Below are 18475 nucleotides of genomic sequence, written 5' to 3'. Positions count from 1 at the left end.
AACAATGCCGGTTCGGTTGCGTTCGGCGACGCTGCAACGGTGTCGGCCGCGGCGACGCAAGGCGTTGCGATTGGCTCCGGCGCGACCGTCACCAATGCCGGTTCGGTTGCGCTAGGTGCGGGAAGCGTGACGGCTGCCGCGGTGGGGACGCCAGGCGCGACGATCAACGGGACCGCGTACACGTTTGCCGGCACCACGCCGGCGAGCACGGTCAGCGTCGGCAAAGTGGGTGCCGAGCGCACCGTGACGAATGTTGCCGCGGGTCAGTTGAACTCGGCCAGTACCGACGCGGTGAACGGGTCGCAGTTGTACGCGACCGATCAGGCAGTCGACGCGCTTTCCTCGACGGTAACCGCCAACAAGACGCACTACTACAGCGTCAACGACGGCGGCACACAAGGCGCCAACTACGCCGACGACGGCGCCACTGGCGTGAACGCCCTCGCTGCGGGTGTCGGCGCGCTGGCTTCGGGAGTAAGCAGTACGGCACTGGGCAACGGCGCCCAGGCATTGGCAAACAACGCAACAGCATTCGGCTTGCAGGCGACGGCTTCGGTCGTCGGCGGCGTGGCGATTGGATCAGGATCGGTTTCAGATCGCACGGTTCTGCCCGGCGTCGGATCCATCGCCAACGGTTCTCACGCGATTCCGTTCAATACCTCCGACGAGACTTTGCTGGGTGCGGTGTCCGTTGGCACTAGCACGGCTTACCGCCAGTTGACCAATGTCGCCGACGGCACGCAGGCGCAAGACGCAGTCACCGTCAGGCAACTCGCGGGCGCGTTGTCATCGTTCTCGGTGACGGGCACGAACTATTTTCACGCGAATTCGACGGCGGCCGATTCGCTGGCCGTGGGCGCGCAGTCGATTGCTGTTGGACCGACGACCGTCGTCAACGGAGACAACGGTGTCGGTGTCGGCAACGGGGCAGTCGTCGATGCGACGGCGCCCGGCGGACTCGCGATTGGCCAGCAAACGCATTCGGCCGCGGCCGACGCAATGGCGCTCGGCAGCGGCGCGGTGGCGAGCGGCGCGCAGTCGATCGCGCAAGGCGCCAATGCGAATGCCGCTAACCAGGGCGGTGTGGCTGTGGGTTCAGGCGCGCAGAGTAGCGCCACGGACGCCGTAGCGCTTGGCGCAGGGGCGAGCTCGACGTTCGCCAACAGCGTGGCGCTGGGCAGCGCATCGACAACTGCCGCAGCGGTGGTGACGACCGGCGTCACGATCAATGGCACGGCCTACACGTACGCCGGGACTGCCCCGACGAGCACGGTGAGCGTGGGCAGCGTGGGTAACGAGCGCACGGTGACCAACGTGGCGGCGGGCCGGGTGAGCGCGAGCAGTACCGACGCGGTGAACGGCTCGCAGCTGTATGCGACCGATCAGGCAGTCAGCAGTCTGTCCACGGTGATCACCGCCAACAAGACGCACTACTACAGCGTCAACGACGGCGGTACTCAGGGTGCCAACTACGCCGACGACGGCGCCACCGGCACCAACGCGCTTGCGGCAGGCGTGGCCGCCACCGCGGCCGGCGCGAACAGCACGGCCCTGGGTCAGGGCGCGGTGGCCAATAACGCCAATGCCGTTGCGCTGGGTAGTGGGTCGACCACGGCTGCTGCAGTGGCAACGACCGGCGACACGATCAACGGCACGGCCTACACATACGCGGGGGCTGCCCCGGCAAGCACGGTGAGCGTGGGCAGCGCAGGTAACGAGCGTACGGTGACGAACGTGGCGGCGGGCCGGGTGAGCGCGACCAGCACCGATGCGGTGAACGGTTCGCAGTTATATGCGAGTGACCAGGCGATCAACAGTCTCGCGAGCACGGTAACAGCCAGCAAGACGCACTACTACAGCGTCAACGATGGCGGCACGCAGGGCGGCAACTACAACAACGATGGCGCAACCGGCACCAACGCGTTGGCGGCGGGCGTGGGGGCGACGGCCGCCGGCGTGGGCAGTTTCGCCGGCGGCAACGGTGCTGCCGCACAGGCGAACGACGCGCTTGCGCTGGGCGCTCTGTCGAGCGCCTCGGTGGCCGGCGGGGTCGCGATCGGCTCGGGATCGGTATCCAATCGCGCGGTCCTGTCCGGTATCGGTTCAATTGCGAATGGCTCGCATGCGATTCCCTTCAACACGTCGGATCAAACCTTGCTCGGCGCAGTATCTTTCGGCAGCGCGGCCGGCAACACGTATCGCCAGTTGACCAACGTCGCGGACGGGACGCAGGCACAGGATGCGGTCACCATCCGGCAGCTTGCTGGAGCGCTGTCGTCGTTCGCCGTGACCGGACAGATGTACTTTCACGCGAATTCGACGGCGGCGGATTCGCTGGCGGTCGGCGCGCAGTCGATTGCCGTCGGACCGACGACGGTGGTCAACGGTGACAACGGCGTGGGCATTGGCAACGGCGCTATCGTCGATTCAACCGCACCGGGCGGCGTCGCAATCGGCGAAAGTTCGAATGCGGCACAGGCCGACGCGATTGCGCTCGGCAGCGGTTCGATCGCAAGTGGCGCCCAGTCGATTGCACAAGGGGCAAACGCGAAGGCGGCGAATGCCGGCGGCATTGCGATCGGCTCGGGGGCGCAAAGCAGCGCCATCGATGCGGTCGCGATGGGTTCCGGCGCGAGCGCGTCGATGACAAACAGCGTTGCGCTGGGCGCGGGATCGGTGACCACGGTTGGCGCGTTGAGCAACTACATCGCGTACGGACTGAGCAGTCCGCAGTCGTCCGCGGGCGAGGTCAACATCGGCAATCGGCAGATCACCGGCGTGGCAGCCGGCAAGGCTGGAACCGATGCGGTCAACGTAAGCCAGCTTGCCGCAGTCACCACGCAGTTGACCACGCTGATCAACAATCAAAGCGGGGGCGGTGGCGCCCCGTTCTCGTCCACTCCGGGTTCTTCACCCGCGTCCACGGGCTCGAATTCGTCGGCGGGCGGGCAGGGCTCGGTAGCTTCCGGCTCGAATAGCACGGCGGTCGGCAACAGTTCGCAAGCCAGCGCGAATGGCGCGACCGCGGTAGGCGTTGGAGCCGCCGCGAGTGGGAATAACTCGGTGGCGCTGGGTTCCAATAGCTCGGACGGAGGCCGAAGCAACGTCGTATCCGTCGGCTCGCTTAACGATACCCGGCAGGTGGCGAATGTCGCTGCGGGAACGCAGGGGACGGACGCAGTCAACGTGGACCAGCTCAATGCCGGGCTCGCACAGGCCAATGCCTATACCGATCAACGGGTGGACCAACTGCAGTCGGGAATCAACTCCGTCGCGCGCAATGCTTATTCCGGCATTGCCGCGGCGACGGCATTGACGATGATTCCGGAGGTCGACAAGGACAAGACGTTGTCATTTGGCGTCGGCACGGCGGGCTTCCGGGGCTATCAGGCCGTCGCGCTCGGCGGAACCGCGCGTATCACCGAAAACATCAAGATGAAAGCAGGCGTCGGTATGAGCCCCGGCGGCACAACCTTCGGGATGGGTGCAGCCATGCAATGGTAGAGCGCAGACGCCTTCGCTCAAGTGCGGACAACGTGATCGTGCGCCGAACCGGACGTGCGAAAAAATAGTATGGAGAACACAATGAAGCAGCTTTCTGGATGGAGTTTATCGCTGAGCCTGGTTTTTCTTGCGGGATGTTCGAGTGCTTCCGGGCCGACGTTTAACGCATATACGGTCACGGCTGCGGACGGCTCGCGGCTTCATCAGGTCGAATGTCACGGGATATTCGAAGGACCTGCTACCTGCATGAAGGTCGCCGAGCGGATATGTCAGGGAGAACCGGTTCGCCCGCTGCAGAAAGTCGGACGCCTTCTGCCAGACAATGACGAAACCGATGTCACGCGGCGGCTGACCTTCGCGTGTGGTGACGCACCGACTACCCCGGCTGCGGCGGCCGCGCAGCCGGTGGCACCTGTGGCGCAAACGGTTGATCAGTTCGTGTTGCAAACCGATGCCCTGTTTGCTTTCGGCCAGTCCAGTCTGGCTTCGATTTTGCCGGGCGGCGCGGCCAAACTCGAGCAGGTCATCGAACGCATCAGGCAGCGAAGGGGTGTTCAGTCCATTTCGGTCGTAGGCCATACCGACCGCCTCGGGTCAGATGCGCTCAACCAGCCGTTGTCGCTGGCCCGTGCGGAGACGATAAGGGAATACATGATCAAACATGGGCTCGACGGTGAGGTGATTCATGCGACGGGAGTCGGGTCCCGTGATTCAACAACTCAATGTCCGGATGGCGGGAGCAGGGCAGTCATCGCTTGCCTTCAACCGGACAGGCGGGTCTCCATCGAAGTTCGGGCGCAGTGAGATGGCTCAGTGCCGAACTGGTTCGCGATGAACGCGCGAGCGTTCGGCGCTGGGCGTACACGCGAGGCACTGCCAGAGCGTGCGATGCGTCAAGATTGCGTGCATGCCTTGCCGCAGCCTGCGCGACGTCGCAAGCGATTCCGTACGTGTCCGTCACCATGGTCGTCCATGACACTTCGTTCCTGCGTATTCCGCTGGATGGGTGGACTATCCCGGCGGAAAGATGGTGAATCAGAGAGGGCCTCGAGGACGGAACTGGGCTTTGATTTGGATCTGTCAACGAAACGCACACGCAAGCGCGAATCCCTAAAAGAGATGAGCCCGGTGGCGCCATGGTCGAAGCTAATCGCGTTGCGCGAGCCGTACTATCCAAAGGATAAGACGGGGCGCCAGCCTTTTCCGATTGCGATGATGTTGCGGATCCATTTTATGCAATGGTTTGAATGGCTCCGGCTGGACACGATGATCGCGATAAAGCGACTTGGTTTTCCTCATCACGACATTTTGCGCGATCGATCCAACAACCTGATAATGCCGCCGTTGACATTATTTACCTTTCAGGGCCTCGAGTATGCTGCCGGTCATTTCGAGTAAGGCAGCCTGATGTTCTGGCGGAACCCGGACGTCGTCCGTCACCGATAGAACCTGGTCCATGCCTTGGCGAAATGAATTACAGATCATAACGCTTTGAGATGTCGTCAGGTAAGGCAAGACTGCATCAAGAAATGTGGTAAGAACGATGGCCCGTGCCCCGATCACGGATATTATCTGAGTATTTTCGTTGACCAGTCGTCTGGCAATTTGAAGTGTATCGTCGGCATTACTCATTTTTCATGCCCTCTCAAAAAGCCTGCCAGTCAGTTTCTGTTCCTGCTGCGGTGACGGCGCGTGCACCATCGACCATCTTTCGTTTGGGAGACGCCTGGCGAGCCGGACGCTCCTTCGATACCGGCACTCGCGATGGCCTTTGGGGCGAAAGGGAAGCTCGCGGCGAGGACATTCCTGTATCGGCAAGCTTGAACACCGAAACGGCTTCCTTCAGACTGGTTGCCTGTTCCTCGAGAGACTGTGCTGCTGCCGCCGCTTGCTCAACCAGTGCTGCATTCTGCTGCGTTACCTCATCCATCTGTCCAACAGCCTGATTAACCTGTTCGATGCCCCGGCTTTGCTCTTTCGACGCCGCGGATATTTCGCCGACGATATCGGAAACCTGCTTGATCGCCTGCTTCACCTGACCCATGGTTGCGCCGACCTCGGCGGCCTGCTTCGAACCGTCCTGAATCGTGGCAACGGACGACCCGATCAACTCCTTGATTTCCTTCGCTGCTGCCGCTGAGCGCTGGGCGAGACTGCGCACTTCGCTAGCGACCACCGCGAAACCGCGTCCCTGTTCGCCCGCGCGGGCTGCTTCAACAGCGGCATTGAGTGCGAGAATGTTCGTCTGGAACGCGATGCCTTCGATCACGCCGGTAATTTCCGAAATCTTGCTTGAGCTACCGCTGATCTTCCCGATTGTCCCAACCATGGATTGAACTGCGTCGTTACCCGAGTCCGCAAGGTTAGTCGCATTCGTTGCCAGTCCATTCGCCTGACGCGCGTTGTCCGCGTTCTGTTTGACCGTCTCGGTCAACTGCGTCATGCTCGCTGCAGTTTCCTCAAGGGATGCCGCCTGTTCTTCCGTTCGGGCGGAAAGATCCATGTTCCCACTGGCGATTTCTCGCGAAGCCACCGTTACAGACTCCGCCGTGGTCTTGATCCCGCGAACGGTATTGGTGAGCTGCTGATCCATTTTTTGCAACGCATCCAGAAGCTCCCCGAACTCGCCTCGTGAATCAACCACTATTCGATTTTCGAGCTTGCCTCCAGCGATGTCGTTCGCGATGCCGATAGCCTTGCCAAGCGGTCTGGAGATAGAGCGCAAAAGATAGATTGATAGGGCAATAGCCAGCAGCACGCCAATACCCACCAACGCCAGCGCAATCCCCAGGATGATTCTGTATGTTGCTTCACTATCATCCATGGACTGCTTTGCCTGGGTCTGGTTAACGACAATGTCCTGCGAGATGGACTCCGTCAAAGCGTTTGAGAACGCAGCGTGCTTGTCAATCATCTCCGCCGCAGCGTCGGTATTGCCGCTGCCGACCGTGGTGATGATTTCGTTCGTCATATCCCTGAACTGCGGCAGGGCGCTCTTGATCTTTTCGGCGATCACACGCTCCTGGTCGCTGGTAACGCTATCCGGATAGTAGTGGCTCCAGGCTTTGTCCAGGTGTTCAAGATCAGTCCGAACCGTGTTGACCGACACCGCGGTCCTGCCGGCATCGCGGAACACCTCGACTCGCCGCAATTGAAGTCTGATGTCGAGCTGTGCTGCGCGAATTTCATTCAGGTCGATGATCGGCAACGTGTTTCCGACATACGACTCCCTTACAGCTGAGTTCAGCCTGGCAATTCCGGCCACGCCAAACACCCCAATGGTCGCCATAAGGGCTACACCGACGCCCGAGGTGAGAATGACCTTGAACTTGATGGTTTGCATAAAACTGCTCATTACATTTCCTTCGAAAGTCTGATGAAAGGCCGATGTTGAAGGCAGACAGGAGCCTTCCCCCGGCATAAGGTGGTATACGACCGAGCACGTCCATGACTGAAGAGGAATATTCGTTGTGTTTTCCCTAACCTGTCGTAGGAATGACTGAATATGGGCTCCGTGTTGGGCGGATCCCAGTTGCCCTCAGCGCCGGCACATTCCTGGCCGCCTGCTTCCAATGCTGTTGCACAGAACGTTTCGTGTGCGCAGCAAAGAATGAAACGTTTGGGCAGGAAATGTCGTTTCAGGTACGCAAGGCGCTCAAACGAAAGGTCACGAATTTATTCTATTTCGCAATCCGAATTAAACTATCCAACAACGTGCGGCGTCTGCCGGTCGAATCGACGAAGTCTTACATGCCCCACACCTGAAGGTTCACCATCAAGTCGGTGATTCCAAACCAACCTGTATCGCCTCCTGCTCTTGCGTTTTATCTCTCGCTTGTCTGATTGACGATAGCAAAATTCCTGTCGCGTAGCGCACTCACCCAGACCTGTGGAGGTTCATCATGGAAATCGACGTTCCTCGGTATTGATCTCTCGAAGCTGGTCGTCCAGCTCCACGGCGCTGATTGTCGCGGTCGTGTTTTAGATCGGACGAAGGTCTCGCGGAGTTCATTCTTCGAATCGGTGCTTACCTTGAATCCCATGCTGGTCGTCATGGAAGCAAGCAGCACTGCCCACCGCTGGGCGACGCGTTTCCAGTCGCCCGGTATCGAAGTCGGGGTGTCGTCAAGAAACGGACTTTTTCGTACGCGGGTGACGTGAGGTCCCGCCAGTTATTGTCTCGGTTCATCCTTATCCGACTGACTCAGGGCGTGAAGTGGTCGTTCGAGCATCGGGGACGGCCCTCTCTTCGTGGCCGGTGACTGCCTCACGCAAACGGCATACGCAAGGTCCAATAGACAACACGCGACCCGCAGCGGGCCAGTCGCGAAACCTGCGATCGCTACCTCGCGATCATGGAAGCGCTGCGTATCGTGCCGAATCACCGATTTTTCTGGGGCTCGAAGAATACGAGAGACATTTCGCGTTCCAGGCGCCAGGCGCTTCGTATCTGCAACACCGCGATCGGTTTCGCCAAGGCGACTGCCGCACGGTATCGGTTGTCGGGTATCTGAATGGATACTTTTTAACGCCGCGCAGGCGCCTCTATTGACCGGTTTCCTGCTTAAGATCGGTACCGTGGTTCAGCGGAGCCACCACACCGAACCAGAAAACGTCGAATTCCTGCGCGAATGGCTCGGCGGGCGTCGCCAATTCCGCCAAGGTACAACGATCGAGGTCAGCCAGAAAGGCCTCCTTGGCAGCATATAGAATGTCCTTTAGACGGCAATGCTGCACGATGCTGCAGGGCTCCCGTCCGTCCGACGCCTGGCAGCTGGCAAGTACAAAATCGTGCTCCGTCTCGCGCACGACCGCGCCGACCGTCAGGCTGCGAGTGTGCTGTGCCAGCCGTATCCCGCCGTGGCGCCCGCGAACCGTCTCTATCCAGCCAACCGCAGAAAGTCGCTGGATGATTTTCGACATGTGATGCTTCGAAATTTCGTACGTCTCGGCAATCTCTTCAATCGTCGCCAGTCTGTCGTCGCGTATCGCCAGATACATCAGCGCCCGTAACGTATAGTCAGTGAAATCCGTTAGCCGCATGAAACTGTCCCTCTTTGTACGGATGATCGAACTGTTCGACGTCTCAACCTGCGAAGTCGCGGGTGTGGCCCCCATTTCGTTTGCGCTCGTGTCAGCAGAGAGCCTCACGAGCCCGACCGCATCAGAAAAGCCCAAGCGCCCTTCTGGGCGCACTGGCTAGATGTTCTGGACGCATTTCGAGGCCAACGGCCAGAGTCGCGGAGACGCTAGGATACGCGGAAATGGTCCTGCAGCGATTCGCTGAACAGGATCGGAAAGCTGCTACTCTTCGCGGGACTGGGCGGCGGGAAAGCAGCTCGCCATGAGTTCATGGCGTCAGGAAGAATATTCCTGGATTCTGTCGGTAGCGGCATTCGAGCAACCAGTGATAACGATCGTCACGGGCAGTTGCCTCCTTTACAGTTAATGCCTAACGCCCTGTGGTCAGTGTCGACACCTTGGCTGTCCGTTTGATGCGGACCATTTGGTCCTTTTCCTTCGTAAAGTACAGACCACGTAAAGGACGTCACTGCTGGCAGTACGCCTTGATGCCATAGGGTGAAGCATCGCCTGCACACCCGGCACGCTGTTTCGCTTTCCTGCATAACGGTCCTATTCGCCGCCGCGTGCTCCTTCAACCGCCTCTTGCGTCATGGGACGACTGTGGCGTATCTGTTGGGCTTTACGCGCCGCATCCGGGTGCTCAAGGTCTTGCCCGGGACATACTGCTCACGGCGTCCCGATTCATCACATAGCCGATGGGGCGAGGTTTGCGGATTCGGGACAGGTTACGTGAGTGCAGGGCGGGGTGTGACTCCCCTATGAAACCCGGGAGAGCGAAACCCGATTCCGGCCGGTCGCTTTCGCGTTGTAAAGCGCCTCGTCGGCGGCCTTGATTACCACGGTCACGTCATCGACGTCCTGTGGCGTGCAGCTTACTGCGCCGATACTGGCCGTCACGCATCCGTGCTCGCTGCCTGCATGTTCAATGCCGCAACTGCATATGGCGCGGCGGATCTTTTCTGCGATCTCCGACGCGCCCGTGGCAGGGGTATCGGGAAGGACGACGATGAATTCTTCGCCGCCGTAACGTGCCGCGGTATCCGCCGGCCGCCGGATGCTGTCCGTGATGCAACGCGCGACCGCCGCAAGCGCATCGTCACCAGCCTGATGACCGTAGGTATCGTTATAAGTCTTGAACCGGTCAATATCCACGAATAGCAGTGACAAAACGCTACGCGTGCGCGTCGCGCGGCGCCACTCCGCGTCCAGAATTTCGCCGAGACTGCGACGGTTGTTCAGGCCCGTAAGGCCGTCGATTCGCGCGAGGAGTTGCAACTCTGACTCAGCGCGCATCCGCCGGCGCAACTGGATTCCCAGCAGGGTTGCGAGGCCAATGAATGTTGTTCCGAATACGATCATCAGCGAACCGATTGTCAGTGCCCGTCGACGCCATGCCGCGTAGATGTCCTGTTCCGCGGCGGCCGCCATGATGATCAATGGTGTATTGGGGAAATTCCTGAACCAGTAGAGACGGCGAATACCGTCGATCGACGCCGTATCGCCGAAACTGCCTTCCTGCTCGGCCATGAAGTGCCGGAACGTGCTGGCTTTCCTGATGTCGCGCCCGACGATGTGCGGGTCGTAGGGTTGGCGCATGAGCATTACGCCATCCTTGCCGATCAGCGACAGCGAACCATGCGGACCGAGCGAAAGTCCCGCGAAGAGGGTGTGAAAATATTCGAGGTTGACCGACAGCAGCACAATGCCGGCGAACGAGCCGTCGGGATTCGAGATGCGCCGGGTGAGCGCGATGCTCGGCGCTCCAGCTCTCAGCCGCGACGCATAGGGATCGCTGACATACACGCCCGCTGCCGGGTTGTCGCGTTGGACCGTGAAATACTCGCGGTCAGCGAAGTTACCTGGGCGTGGCACATCGCGACCGGAATCAAGAACGATATCGCCTCTTGCATCTAGAACGAGCATTGAACCGAGATACTTTGCGCTGGCCGCGCGATCGAATAGCACCTCACGGCGCAGTCTGGGCGGCAAGGACATAATCTCGGGGTCCTTGAGTCCGTCCACCACAGCCTGCAACGACAGCTCATAGAGTTCGAAATTGCGTTCAATGTCGCGCTCAGCGATGAGCGCGATGTCGCGCAGGGACTCGCGGGTATGGTTCAGTGCATCCTGCCGGCTCTCGTAAAGAACCATGCCGCAGAGACCGACCATGACGATGGCGATGACGGCACCGGATCCGGCGACGAAGAGCGACGACGCAAGGAGTTTTCGCTGGATGAGCCCGATGAAATCCGCGATCAGACCGCTTCCAGTTTTTATCATCTTTGTCGGACGAGGTAACTCTGGCTGGCCATGTCTCTGGTCAGCGCCGAAGGAGGTGTATGGTGGGCATGAGGCTGCCCTGCTGTTCGTCAGTCGCGGCGCGCGTTACAGGCCCGCGATGAGACAGCAGCCTACATCAATTCTGGTGAACATGGGAACGGTATGCCGATGAGCCTGCCGCAGTCTTTAGCCAGGCGCCACGGCGTCCGAATCAGGAGGATCGGCAGGGACGGGGAGCCCGAATTCCCTCTCGACGAGCGTTCGGGCGATTTGCCAATACTCGTCGGCACATCCTTCGAGGCTGCCGTCCTGCTGCCAGAGCTGATAAGCGCACTCGCGGATTCTTCCGGTAAAACTCAGCTCGTCCATGCAGTCATCTCCCTCTGAAACGGAGTTCCCGCGCGAAGTCCTGAGCACCCCAAGCCGCAATCATCTGCGCCTTTGAACATACGCCTTTCATCGACGATCACGCATCACGTCCCAACACTTGCGAGGGTCCATCTGCCTGAGCATCCTCCGCCGGATCAATTCACGACGGTAGTGACTGGCAACCAGCAGCGCTGCAACGGTCAGCCCTAAAACGCCGACGACAATTCCTTCCCACGCGTCGCTCATGGAAGATCCCTTGACTGAACAACCGGATCACCCGGTCAGTGTCATTTGTCCTCAGGCATGCGAGCGGCAGCTCTGAGAAAAAGCTGGCCGTCGTCGGTAAGGCAAGGGCGTTGCAGGCCGGAGGCGAATTGCTCCAGTGTGACCAGCTGCCGTTCAATGAGCGCTTCCAGATCTGCCCGATCCAGGCTCATTGGGTCCGGCGCGTCCTTGAGCAGCATGAGAGTGGCGAATTCATGTGGACTGAACATCTCCGTCTCCTGGCTATACCTGCGTTTCGCTGGCAACCTGATCCGCTGCGCTCGCTTCACGAGCAGGATCAATTCGGGGATGGCGGCCGCGGTGCCCGTTTCGTGCGGGTACGTGTCGCGCGCCAAGGTGCCCATCTTAATATTGAGATGAGTTAAAGATCAATATTTGGGAAACATTTTTCCGTGCGGTGTGGCGGAGGGCCGGGCGGCGCATGCATGCCGTAATCGGGGTGGCGCAAAAAAGTCGTTTCCAGTATCACCAGGTCGATAGGAAAGCCTCAGAGCGACGACCGGATGGAGCGTGAGTGCAGGTCGGCCTGCTGCAGTCAGGACCTGTGGCCATGACGAATTAATGCAACTAACCGTCTACGCCGAAAACATCGATCTTCAACGTCGCAAGCGCCCGGCAGGAAAGGGGGCTGTACATCGCGCGAATGCCGGTCGCAAGGCGCTTTCTCGATAACGACACTGGTTTTCGTTGGATCGATTCTGGTAGATTCAAGAATCAGCGAGGCCTTAACGGATGCCGTCGCGCACGAATCTGTTGAGGTTTCCCATGGACGTTGCTGATCTCGCTGCCGGCGTATCGCCAGACGGACGCGCGATCGTGTTCCGGTTATCCGACCACCAGCGCGAGGTGGAATGCGCGATTACCCGCGAGATGCTCGAAGAATGTTTCTGGCTCCCCGCTGGTGCTGATAGCGTCCGTATCTTGAAGACGTTCGCAGATGGTCGCCAACGCATCGTCGCAGTTGCGGAACGGAGGATGCGGTCGCGCCCCGGTCAGACGATTCAGTTGACCATTGCAGACTTCATCGCAAAGCGCTGAACGCTGCGAGCGTACTCTGTGGGTCGGGATTTCCGCAGCGCGTTGCGATTGATGCCGCGTGCGCGTCAGATGGCTGGACTAACGGACGAATCGCCTGCGGTCGCTGGCCAGTTCTGCGTGACTTTACGGATCTGATCGACACGTCCGCGCAGGGCGCGCCGCATGCCGGGGTCGAAGAGGGGAAAGCCACCGCAGGCATGGCTGTCAGGTATGCACCACGATGCCTCTGGTCTCTCCTTTGCGTCAGAGTCACCGGGGCCGCTGCTGGACGTTTCTCGTACATGCCGGCCAAAGATGTCGCGAATAGTCCAGCTATAATTCGCCCGTCCTCAAAACGCGACCTGCAATTCCGAATCCGTGCCTCGCAAGCGAAACAAGCCCCGCACCGCCCGCGGCCATAGACCGCTGACCAGGGCGCTTCTGTTGCCGCTGGATCGTGCGGCGGCAAGCGAACAGTCGCTTGCCCACCATCTCGCGCTGGTTGCGTGCCGGAGTGGTCACGGAAACGGGCACCTCATCAACGCGCTGATGCGAGTGGTGTATCTGGGCTGGTTCCTGCAGCGAGCAGGATACGGTAACTGCCCGGAAGAACAGTTCAGGATTGCCGAACTGGCAGTTGAAACGACGCTGGCACGTGTTCGCGAGTATGGCGAGTGGCGGCTTCCGGACGAGGCGATTGCGGACTTTGAGGTGCTGCTGGCCCTTTACGACTCGCAGCTCGCCATTGCACCGCTGCACGAAGTCCTCGCGGCGGAGCAGAAACTTAGGGCATTTCTGGCCGGGAGCGCCAGGTCTCCCATTCCCGTGAGTGCCTGATTCCTGGCTGGACAGGTCTCAGCCGTTCGGGCGTCAGGCGTCAGGCGGCAGTCGGCCTGTGGCTCAACGCGATCGCCGACGTCGGCCGTCCGCATCTGGGTTCATGGGCTCTTCTCTGCAGAACCGGGTTCTACGGCAGTCTGCTCTTTCCAGTTCATCCGGTGGCGTTTCACCGTTTCGCGATGCCGTTTGTCCTCTTCCTCATGCAGGTAAAGGCTTGTGGTGTTCAGCGACACGTGACCGAGATTGTCGCGTACCGCGCGCAGGTCGACACCCCCGTCAGCCTGGTGCGAACCTGATGTATGCCGCAGCCAGTGTGCTGAAGCACGGTCCAGCTCATCGGCACGATCGGTGAACTCAGGTCCGCGGGCGCGCAGCCAGGTCGCGGCCTTGCCAAATACGCTTTTTATCGCGTCATGCACCGCTGAGCGCGACATGCAGCGGCTCTTTCCCCGGAACGGGATGACGAGCGGCGTTGCGTCGGCCCGACTGGGTAGTGACGCCAGCCCGTTTGCCGTCCGGTAGCGGGCGAGCTCGGCGATCAGTTCGGGCGAGGCGGGGACGATCCGCTCCCGGTCACCTTTGCCAAGGATGTCGAGCCACCACTGGTCGTGTCCGTCGGCGCCAAGCCGGCGCGAGAAGTCGCCCATTCTTCCGGCGGCGACCTCGGAGATGCGCATGCCTTGCAGGTAGAAGAGGGTAGTGAGCCATCGGCAGCGGGCGTAATACGCCTGCTGCACCGCCGTGCCCTGCGGCAGCTGCGCGACGAAGCCCTTGACCTCATCCCACAGCGATAGCGACAGGTAGCGCGTGACCCGCGGTGCCGCGGGCTTGCCGCGCTGGCGCAGCAATGCCATCGGATTGCCGCGCAGGTAGCCAGCGTCAACGAGCCAGGTGAACATGCCGTTCAGGATGATCAGCGCCTGGCGCTGGCTGGCCGGTGACAGCGGGCCGTTGAACGGCCTCCAGCGCGCGTCCCTGCGCGGGTACTTGCCCCCGGTGGCCGACACCCAGCGGCTCTCCGGCTGAGGATCGACGAGGAATGCCCTGAACAGCAGCAGATCCTCGTGCGTGAGCGATGACAGCGGTTTGCCGAGTTGCACGACCGCCCATAGCAGCAGCCGCTCGGCTTCCTTGCGGTAGTTGTCGAAGGTCGTCTTCGTGTCAGCGTAATTCGACAGCCAGGCCCGGACAGCGTCCAGATCGTTGGTGGCCGACAGCTGTGAACCGCCGATTGCGCCACGGTTGGAACCGTCGCGACCGTCCAGGCGTTCTGGAATGACGAGGGACTCGACGGGCTGCACGGATGCAATTGGAGTGTTCGACATGGTTCGGGCTGCTCCGGAAGGTGTGACGCGATGGCGGCGGGCGGTCTCGGCCATATACACGACATTATAGGACTAATGTCGTGTAACCTGCCATATACGTTGGAGATATTGCATTTTACGTTATATTATTATCGGCACCGAACGAGGTTTTCCATCCATGTCTGACGCCCTGCCCGCTGTCCAGCCTGACGAGGCCCGCCTCGCAGCCGAAATCGACCGTCTGAAGGTGGAATTCCCCGGGACGCGCGAGCTGTACCGCGAGGTCTGTGCGCTGCTGTTTTTCCGCTTCGGCCAGACGCCGACCGCGAACCGGCTGTACCAGCTGGTCCGGCGCGGCAGCATGGGCACGCCCGCGGCCGTGCTCGGCGAGTTCTGGGCCGAGCTGCGGGAAAAAAGCCGGCTGCGCATCGAGCATCCCGATCTGCCCGCCGATCTCGGTGCCGCCGCCGGCGAACTGGTGGTCATCCTCTGGACGCGCGCGACCGCGTCAGCGGAGGCCGCGCTCGACGCGCTGCGCGACGAGGTCGAGGCGCAGCGCGTCGGGGCGCTGCAGTCGGTCAGCGCCGCCCGGGACGAACTGGGTCGTGTCGAGTCCGCACTCGAGCAGCGCACCGCCGCGCTGCTGGCCGCGCAGGTCGAGATCCGCGAGCTGGACAAGGCGCAGGCCGAAGGCCACGCGCAGCGCCAGGCGCTGGCGGCAGAACTGGCGCGGGTCCAGGCGGCGCTGGCCGCGCGCGATCGCGAACTGGTGGAGGCAAGGGAAGGGTTTTCGCGCGATCTGGCGAAGCAGCGGGAAGCGGCTGAGCGCGCAGAGGAGCGGCTCAGGGCGTCCGAAAAGCGCGCCCTGCTCGAGATCGATCGCGAGCGAAGTGCCGCAACGAAACTGCAGAAAGAGCTGGACGAAGCCGTGCGCCGTGCGGAGCAGAAGGACGCCGATCATCGCCGGGCATCTGAAACCGTGCAGGCGCAACTGGGCGATGCTCGCCATCAGGCGGGCGTGCTGCAGGGACACCTCGATGCAATCCGGGCGGCAAACAGCGCGTACGCGCAGGAACTCGAGATCCTCCGACGCCAGCCGCTCATTGCGCCCGCATCGCGCCCTGAAACCGGGGTGCACCGGAGCGCGCCGAAGTCAAAAGGCACAGTCCGGAAGGTCGGGACACCCGCTCGCAAGCGACGTACATCGAAGGGTTCGGCGACATGAAGAAGGCGCCCGGAAGGCGCAGGCCAGCGGTCTGCCCGCCGATCGGCGCGTTGATGCAATATGGCGACCGGACGGTGAGGGTCGTCGCCGAGGCGAGCGGCCAGCGCGCCATCATCGAGTCGGTCGGCGCCGACGGGCGGATTTTTCGCAGTAGCGTGAATTGGACGAACCTGCTGGCCCTGACCGGGCAGCTGTTCTGAAACATGACACGCCAGGCGTCTGCACGAGTCGGGTAATAGTCTCCGCGGCGCGGAGAGTTTTGCTGGCCAGATCCTGCGCGCCCATACGGCGACTGGTTTGCCGGGATGTGGGGCGTCCTGTATGTAAGGTGTCAGGCTGGGCCACCCAGGTGGGGCGATTGACGTGCGCTCTTCGACAGAAAGGATAATTATGAACAAACAGGAACTCGTTGATACGGTCGCGACAGCAACCGGCAACAGCAAGGCGGCCGTGGCGGCCGCCGTCGATGCGATCATCGGCGCAGTGACGGGCGCGGTCGCGAACGGCGAAGCCGTGCAGCTGATCGGGTTCGGTACGTTTGCCACCGGTGCGCGCGCGGCTCGGGTTGGCCGTAATCCCGCCACCGGAGCTGAAATGCAGATCGCTGCGGCAAAGACGGTCAAATTCACGGCGGGCAAGGCGTTCAAGGACGCGGTCAATGGCGCGTGACCGGAACTGGCGCTGTTTCCTGACGTGGGAGTTCCAGCCAGCATGAGTGCACTCACGCCCGTATCGCTACTGAATGACGTCCGGGATCTGATTGATTCTGCGCGTGAGCGCGCGGCGGCGGCCGTCAATGCCGAACTGTCGCTGCTGTACTGGCGGATTGGACACCGCATCCGGGCAGAGGTGCTGGGCGGTACACGTGCGGAGTACGGCCGGCAGGTGATCGCATCGCTTGCGGGAGCACTCACCGCGGAGTACGGCCGCGGCTGGAGTGAGCAGCAGTTGCGACACTGCCTGCGGGCCGCTGAGATTTTCCAGGACGAGGCAATTCTCTCCGCAGTGCGGAGAGAATTGAGCTGGACGCACATCAAGACGCTCATGTATGTCGACGACCCGCCAAAGCGCGAGTTTTACCTTGAGCTCTGTCGGCTCGAACGCTGGTCATCCCGGCAATTGCAGGAACGCATGGATTCGATGCTCTTCGAGCGCAGTGCGATTTCGCGGAAATCCGCAGAAGCGATCGGGCATGATCTGGCGCAAATGCGTCAGGAGCGGCGCGTACAGCCGGACGTGCTGTTGAAAGACCCGTACGTGCTGGACTTCCTCGGTCTGAACGATCACTACCTCGAAAAGGATCTCGAAGACGCCATCCTGCGCGAGATGCAGCAATTCCTGCTCGAACTTGGCGCTGGCTTCACATTTGTAGCCCGCCAGAAGCGGCTGCAGACTGATAACGATGATTTCTACATTGATCTGCTTTTCTACAACCGCAAGCTCAAGCGGCTCGTGGCAATCGAACTGAAGCTTGGCTCATTCAAGGCTGAATACAAGAGCCAGATGGAATTGTATCTACGCTGGCTGGCGAAACACGAACAGGAACCTGACGAGCTGCCGCCACTTGGCATTATCCTTTGCGCCGGCAAGAAACAGGAGCAGATCGAACTGCTCGAGCTGGACAGGAGCGGCATCCACGTCGCTGAATACCTGACCGTACTGCCTTCCCGCGAGACCTTGCAGGCCAAACTTCACCAGTCCATCGAGACAGCGCGGCAGCGGTTGCGGACCAAGCCGGAAAAATGAGGTTTTAACTTGCTGCCTTCGGCGCTGATCGCGAAACCGCTGAGAACATAAGCCCGGAACGATGAACGGTTTGCAGCGAAGAGTGGCGCTCAAAGCAATGCACGAATACGGCCGCGACCGCCGCCGCTACTACTCTTACTTCGAAAACGCTCTTACTTTTACTTCATCGGACGGCAGGCGACGGCCCGATCGCAGGAAGCTCCCGTATGTCCGGTAACACAGATCAACCCGCAACCTCAGCCATTACCACCACTGCCAGTAGGGCGATCGGGGCAGACGGGCGGCTGACGACACGACGCCGCATCACTTGGACATAACCGCGCTGGAGGTCGCAGTCGCAAGCGTTCTTGCCACTGCGAGTGAGGAGCAACGCGCCAAGGTCGCTGAGTTCCTGGAATTGGCGAATGTGGGCGGGTTGCACTCGGAAGCATCTGAGCATTTTCCGGCCGGATACGAGGCAACGGCAAAAAAGCTGCTATCGCTGAAGCCCGAGCGTTGAGCGAGAGCCCGCTTTATATCAGGTCAACACTCGGACGGACTTTGCAGTGGTCACGAGTCCCTTGGATGAAATGAATCGAGCGGTGAGCTAGCCGGCGCGCATCAGCTCGCGCCAGCGCGCTAAGACGTAGCGAGTCCGTACACTCGGAGTCTGCTACGCCCGAAAATTCTCACCGAGAAAACCGCCCAGCGTGTAGTAGTGTCGAAATACATAATGTAGTGGCTTCCATCGCTCGATATCGATCCTGCCAGTTGGTGCGAGCAAATCAGTATGAACGTGGATCCGCAGAGCATTCAATTCGGCGGCGATCATAGGATCTTG

Annotated in this window: 15 protein-coding genes; 9 read left to right on the top strand and 6 right to left on the bottom strand. The window is 60.9% G+C overall.

Translation table 11 applies throughout. The annotated features are described in order from the left end of the window. The 3 genes from PQR67_RS37540 to PQR67_RS38290 form a co-directional block, all read left to right on the top strand. On the top strand, positions 1-3504 hold a 3504-nt coding region (locus PQR67_RS37540), incomplete at its 5' end, for a YadA family autotransporter adhesin (RefSeq protein ID WP_408467842.1). An 81-nt stretch (positions 3505-3585) separates the two neighbouring features. Continuing rightward, a complete protein-coding gene (locus PQR67_RS37535; protein WP_408467841.1) occupies positions 3586-4308 on the top strand; it encodes an OmpA family protein in 723 nt (240 codons plus the stop codon). 198 nt (positions 4309-4506) lie between these two features. After that, positions 4507-4902: a transposase gene (locus PQR67_RS38290; RefSeq protein ID WP_494471413.1), complete on the top strand. Its 396-nt coding sequence runs from the start codon at positions 4507-4509 to the stop codon at positions 4900-4902. A 247-nt stretch (positions 4903-5149) separates the two neighbouring features. Here PQR67_RS38290 and PQR67_RS37525 read toward each other — a convergent pair whose 3' ends face one another. The 5 genes from PQR67_RS37525 to PQR67_RS37505 all read right to left on the bottom strand — a co-directional run bounded on the left by PQR67_RS37525 (position 5150) and on the right by PQR67_RS37505 (position 11867). Next, positions 5150-6859 carry a methyl-accepting chemotaxis protein gene (locus PQR67_RS37525; RefSeq protein WP_408467840.1) on the bottom strand — a complete coding sequence of 570 codons (1710 nt, stop codon included), beginning with the start codon at positions 6857-6859 and terminating at the stop codon, positions 5150-5152. Between the two features lie 1190 nt (positions 6860-8049). Beyond that, the gene (locus tag PQR67_RS37520; protein WP_408467839.1) at positions 8050-8547 is read right to left on the bottom strand and encodes an Rrf2 family transcriptional regulator; all 498 of its coding nucleotides are present in this window, start codon (positions 8545-8547) and stop codon (positions 8050-8052) included. Between the two features lie 798 nt (positions 8548-9345). Continuing rightward, positions 9346-10869 carry a sensor domain-containing diguanylate cyclase gene (locus PQR67_RS37515; RefSeq protein ID WP_408467838.1) on the bottom strand — a complete coding sequence of 508 codons (1524 nt, stop codon included), beginning with the start codon at positions 10867-10869 and terminating at the stop codon, positions 9346-9348. Positions 10870-11055: 186 nt separating this feature from the next. Further along, positions 11056-11238, bottom strand: coding sequence for a DUF2934 domain-containing protein (locus tag PQR67_RS37510; protein ID WP_408467837.1), 183 nt, complete (start codon positions 11236-11238; stop codon positions 11056-11058). Positions 11239-11525: 287 nt separating this feature from the next. Beyond that, positions 11526-11867, bottom strand: a complete 342-nt coding sequence (locus tag PQR67_RS37505; RefSeq protein ID WP_408467836.1) for a hypothetical protein — start codon at positions 11865-11867, stop codon at positions 11526-11528. Between the two features lie 421 nt (positions 11868-12288). On the opposite strand from PQR67_RS37505, the gene PQR67_RS37500 reads away from it, so the two are divergent. Then, positions 12289-12561, top strand: coding sequence for a DUF1488 family protein (locus PQR67_RS37500; protein WP_408467835.1), 273 nt, complete (start codon positions 12289-12291; stop codon positions 12559-12561). 423 nt (positions 12562-12984) lie between these two features. Then, positions 12985-13377 (top strand): hypothetical protein, encoded by a 393-nt coding sequence (locus PQR67_RS37495; protein ID WP_408467834.1) that lies wholly within the window; start codon positions 12985-12987, stop codon positions 13375-13377. A 101-nt stretch (positions 13378-13478) separates the two neighbouring features. Here the strand turns inward: PQR67_RS37495 and PQR67_RS37490 are convergent, their stop codons facing one another. Next, positions 13479-14705 (bottom strand): tyrosine-type recombinase/integrase, encoded by a 1227-nt coding sequence (locus PQR67_RS37490; RefSeq protein WP_408467833.1) that lies wholly within the window; start codon positions 14703-14705, stop codon positions 13479-13481. Between the two features lie 157 nt (positions 14706-14862). Here PQR67_RS37490 and PQR67_RS37485 point away from each other — a divergent pair, with 157 nt between their 5' ends. The 4 genes from PQR67_RS37485 (at position 14863) to PQR67_RS37470 (ending at position 17655) form a co-directional block, all read left to right on the top strand. Then, a complete protein-coding gene (locus PQR67_RS37485) occupies positions 14863-15909 on the top strand; it encodes a DNA-binding protein (RefSeq protein WP_408467832.1) in 1047 nt (348 codons plus the stop codon). Then, positions 15906-16109 (top strand): hypothetical protein, encoded by a 204-nt coding sequence (locus tag PQR67_RS37480; protein WP_408467831.1) that lies wholly within the window; start codon positions 15906-15908, stop codon positions 16107-16109. Before PQR67_RS37485 ends, PQR67_RS37480 begins: the two co-directional genes overlap by 4 nt. A gap of 190 nt (positions 16110-16299) precedes the next feature. Next, on the top strand, positions 16300-16578 hold the full coding sequence (locus PQR67_RS37475) for an HU family DNA-binding protein (protein WP_408467830.1): 279 nt from the start codon (positions 16300-16302) through the stop codon (positions 16576-16578). 42 nt (positions 16579-16620) lie between these two features. Next, the gene (locus tag PQR67_RS37470) at positions 16621-17655 is read left to right on the top strand and encodes a PDDEXK nuclease domain-containing protein (RefSeq protein WP_408467829.1); all 1035 of its coding nucleotides are present in this window, start codon (positions 16621-16623) and stop codon (positions 17653-17655) included. Positions 17656-18475: the final 820 nt, after the last annotated feature.

This window comes from Paraburkholderia fungorum (assembly GCF_046026025.1).
GTDB classification, from domain to species: domain Bacteria; phylum Pseudomonadota; class Gammaproteobacteria; order Burkholderiales; family Burkholderiaceae; genus Paraburkholderia; species Paraburkholderia fungorum_E.
Note: the sequence above shows the minus strand (reverse complement) of the source record. Positions and strands in the feature narration are given on the sequence as shown.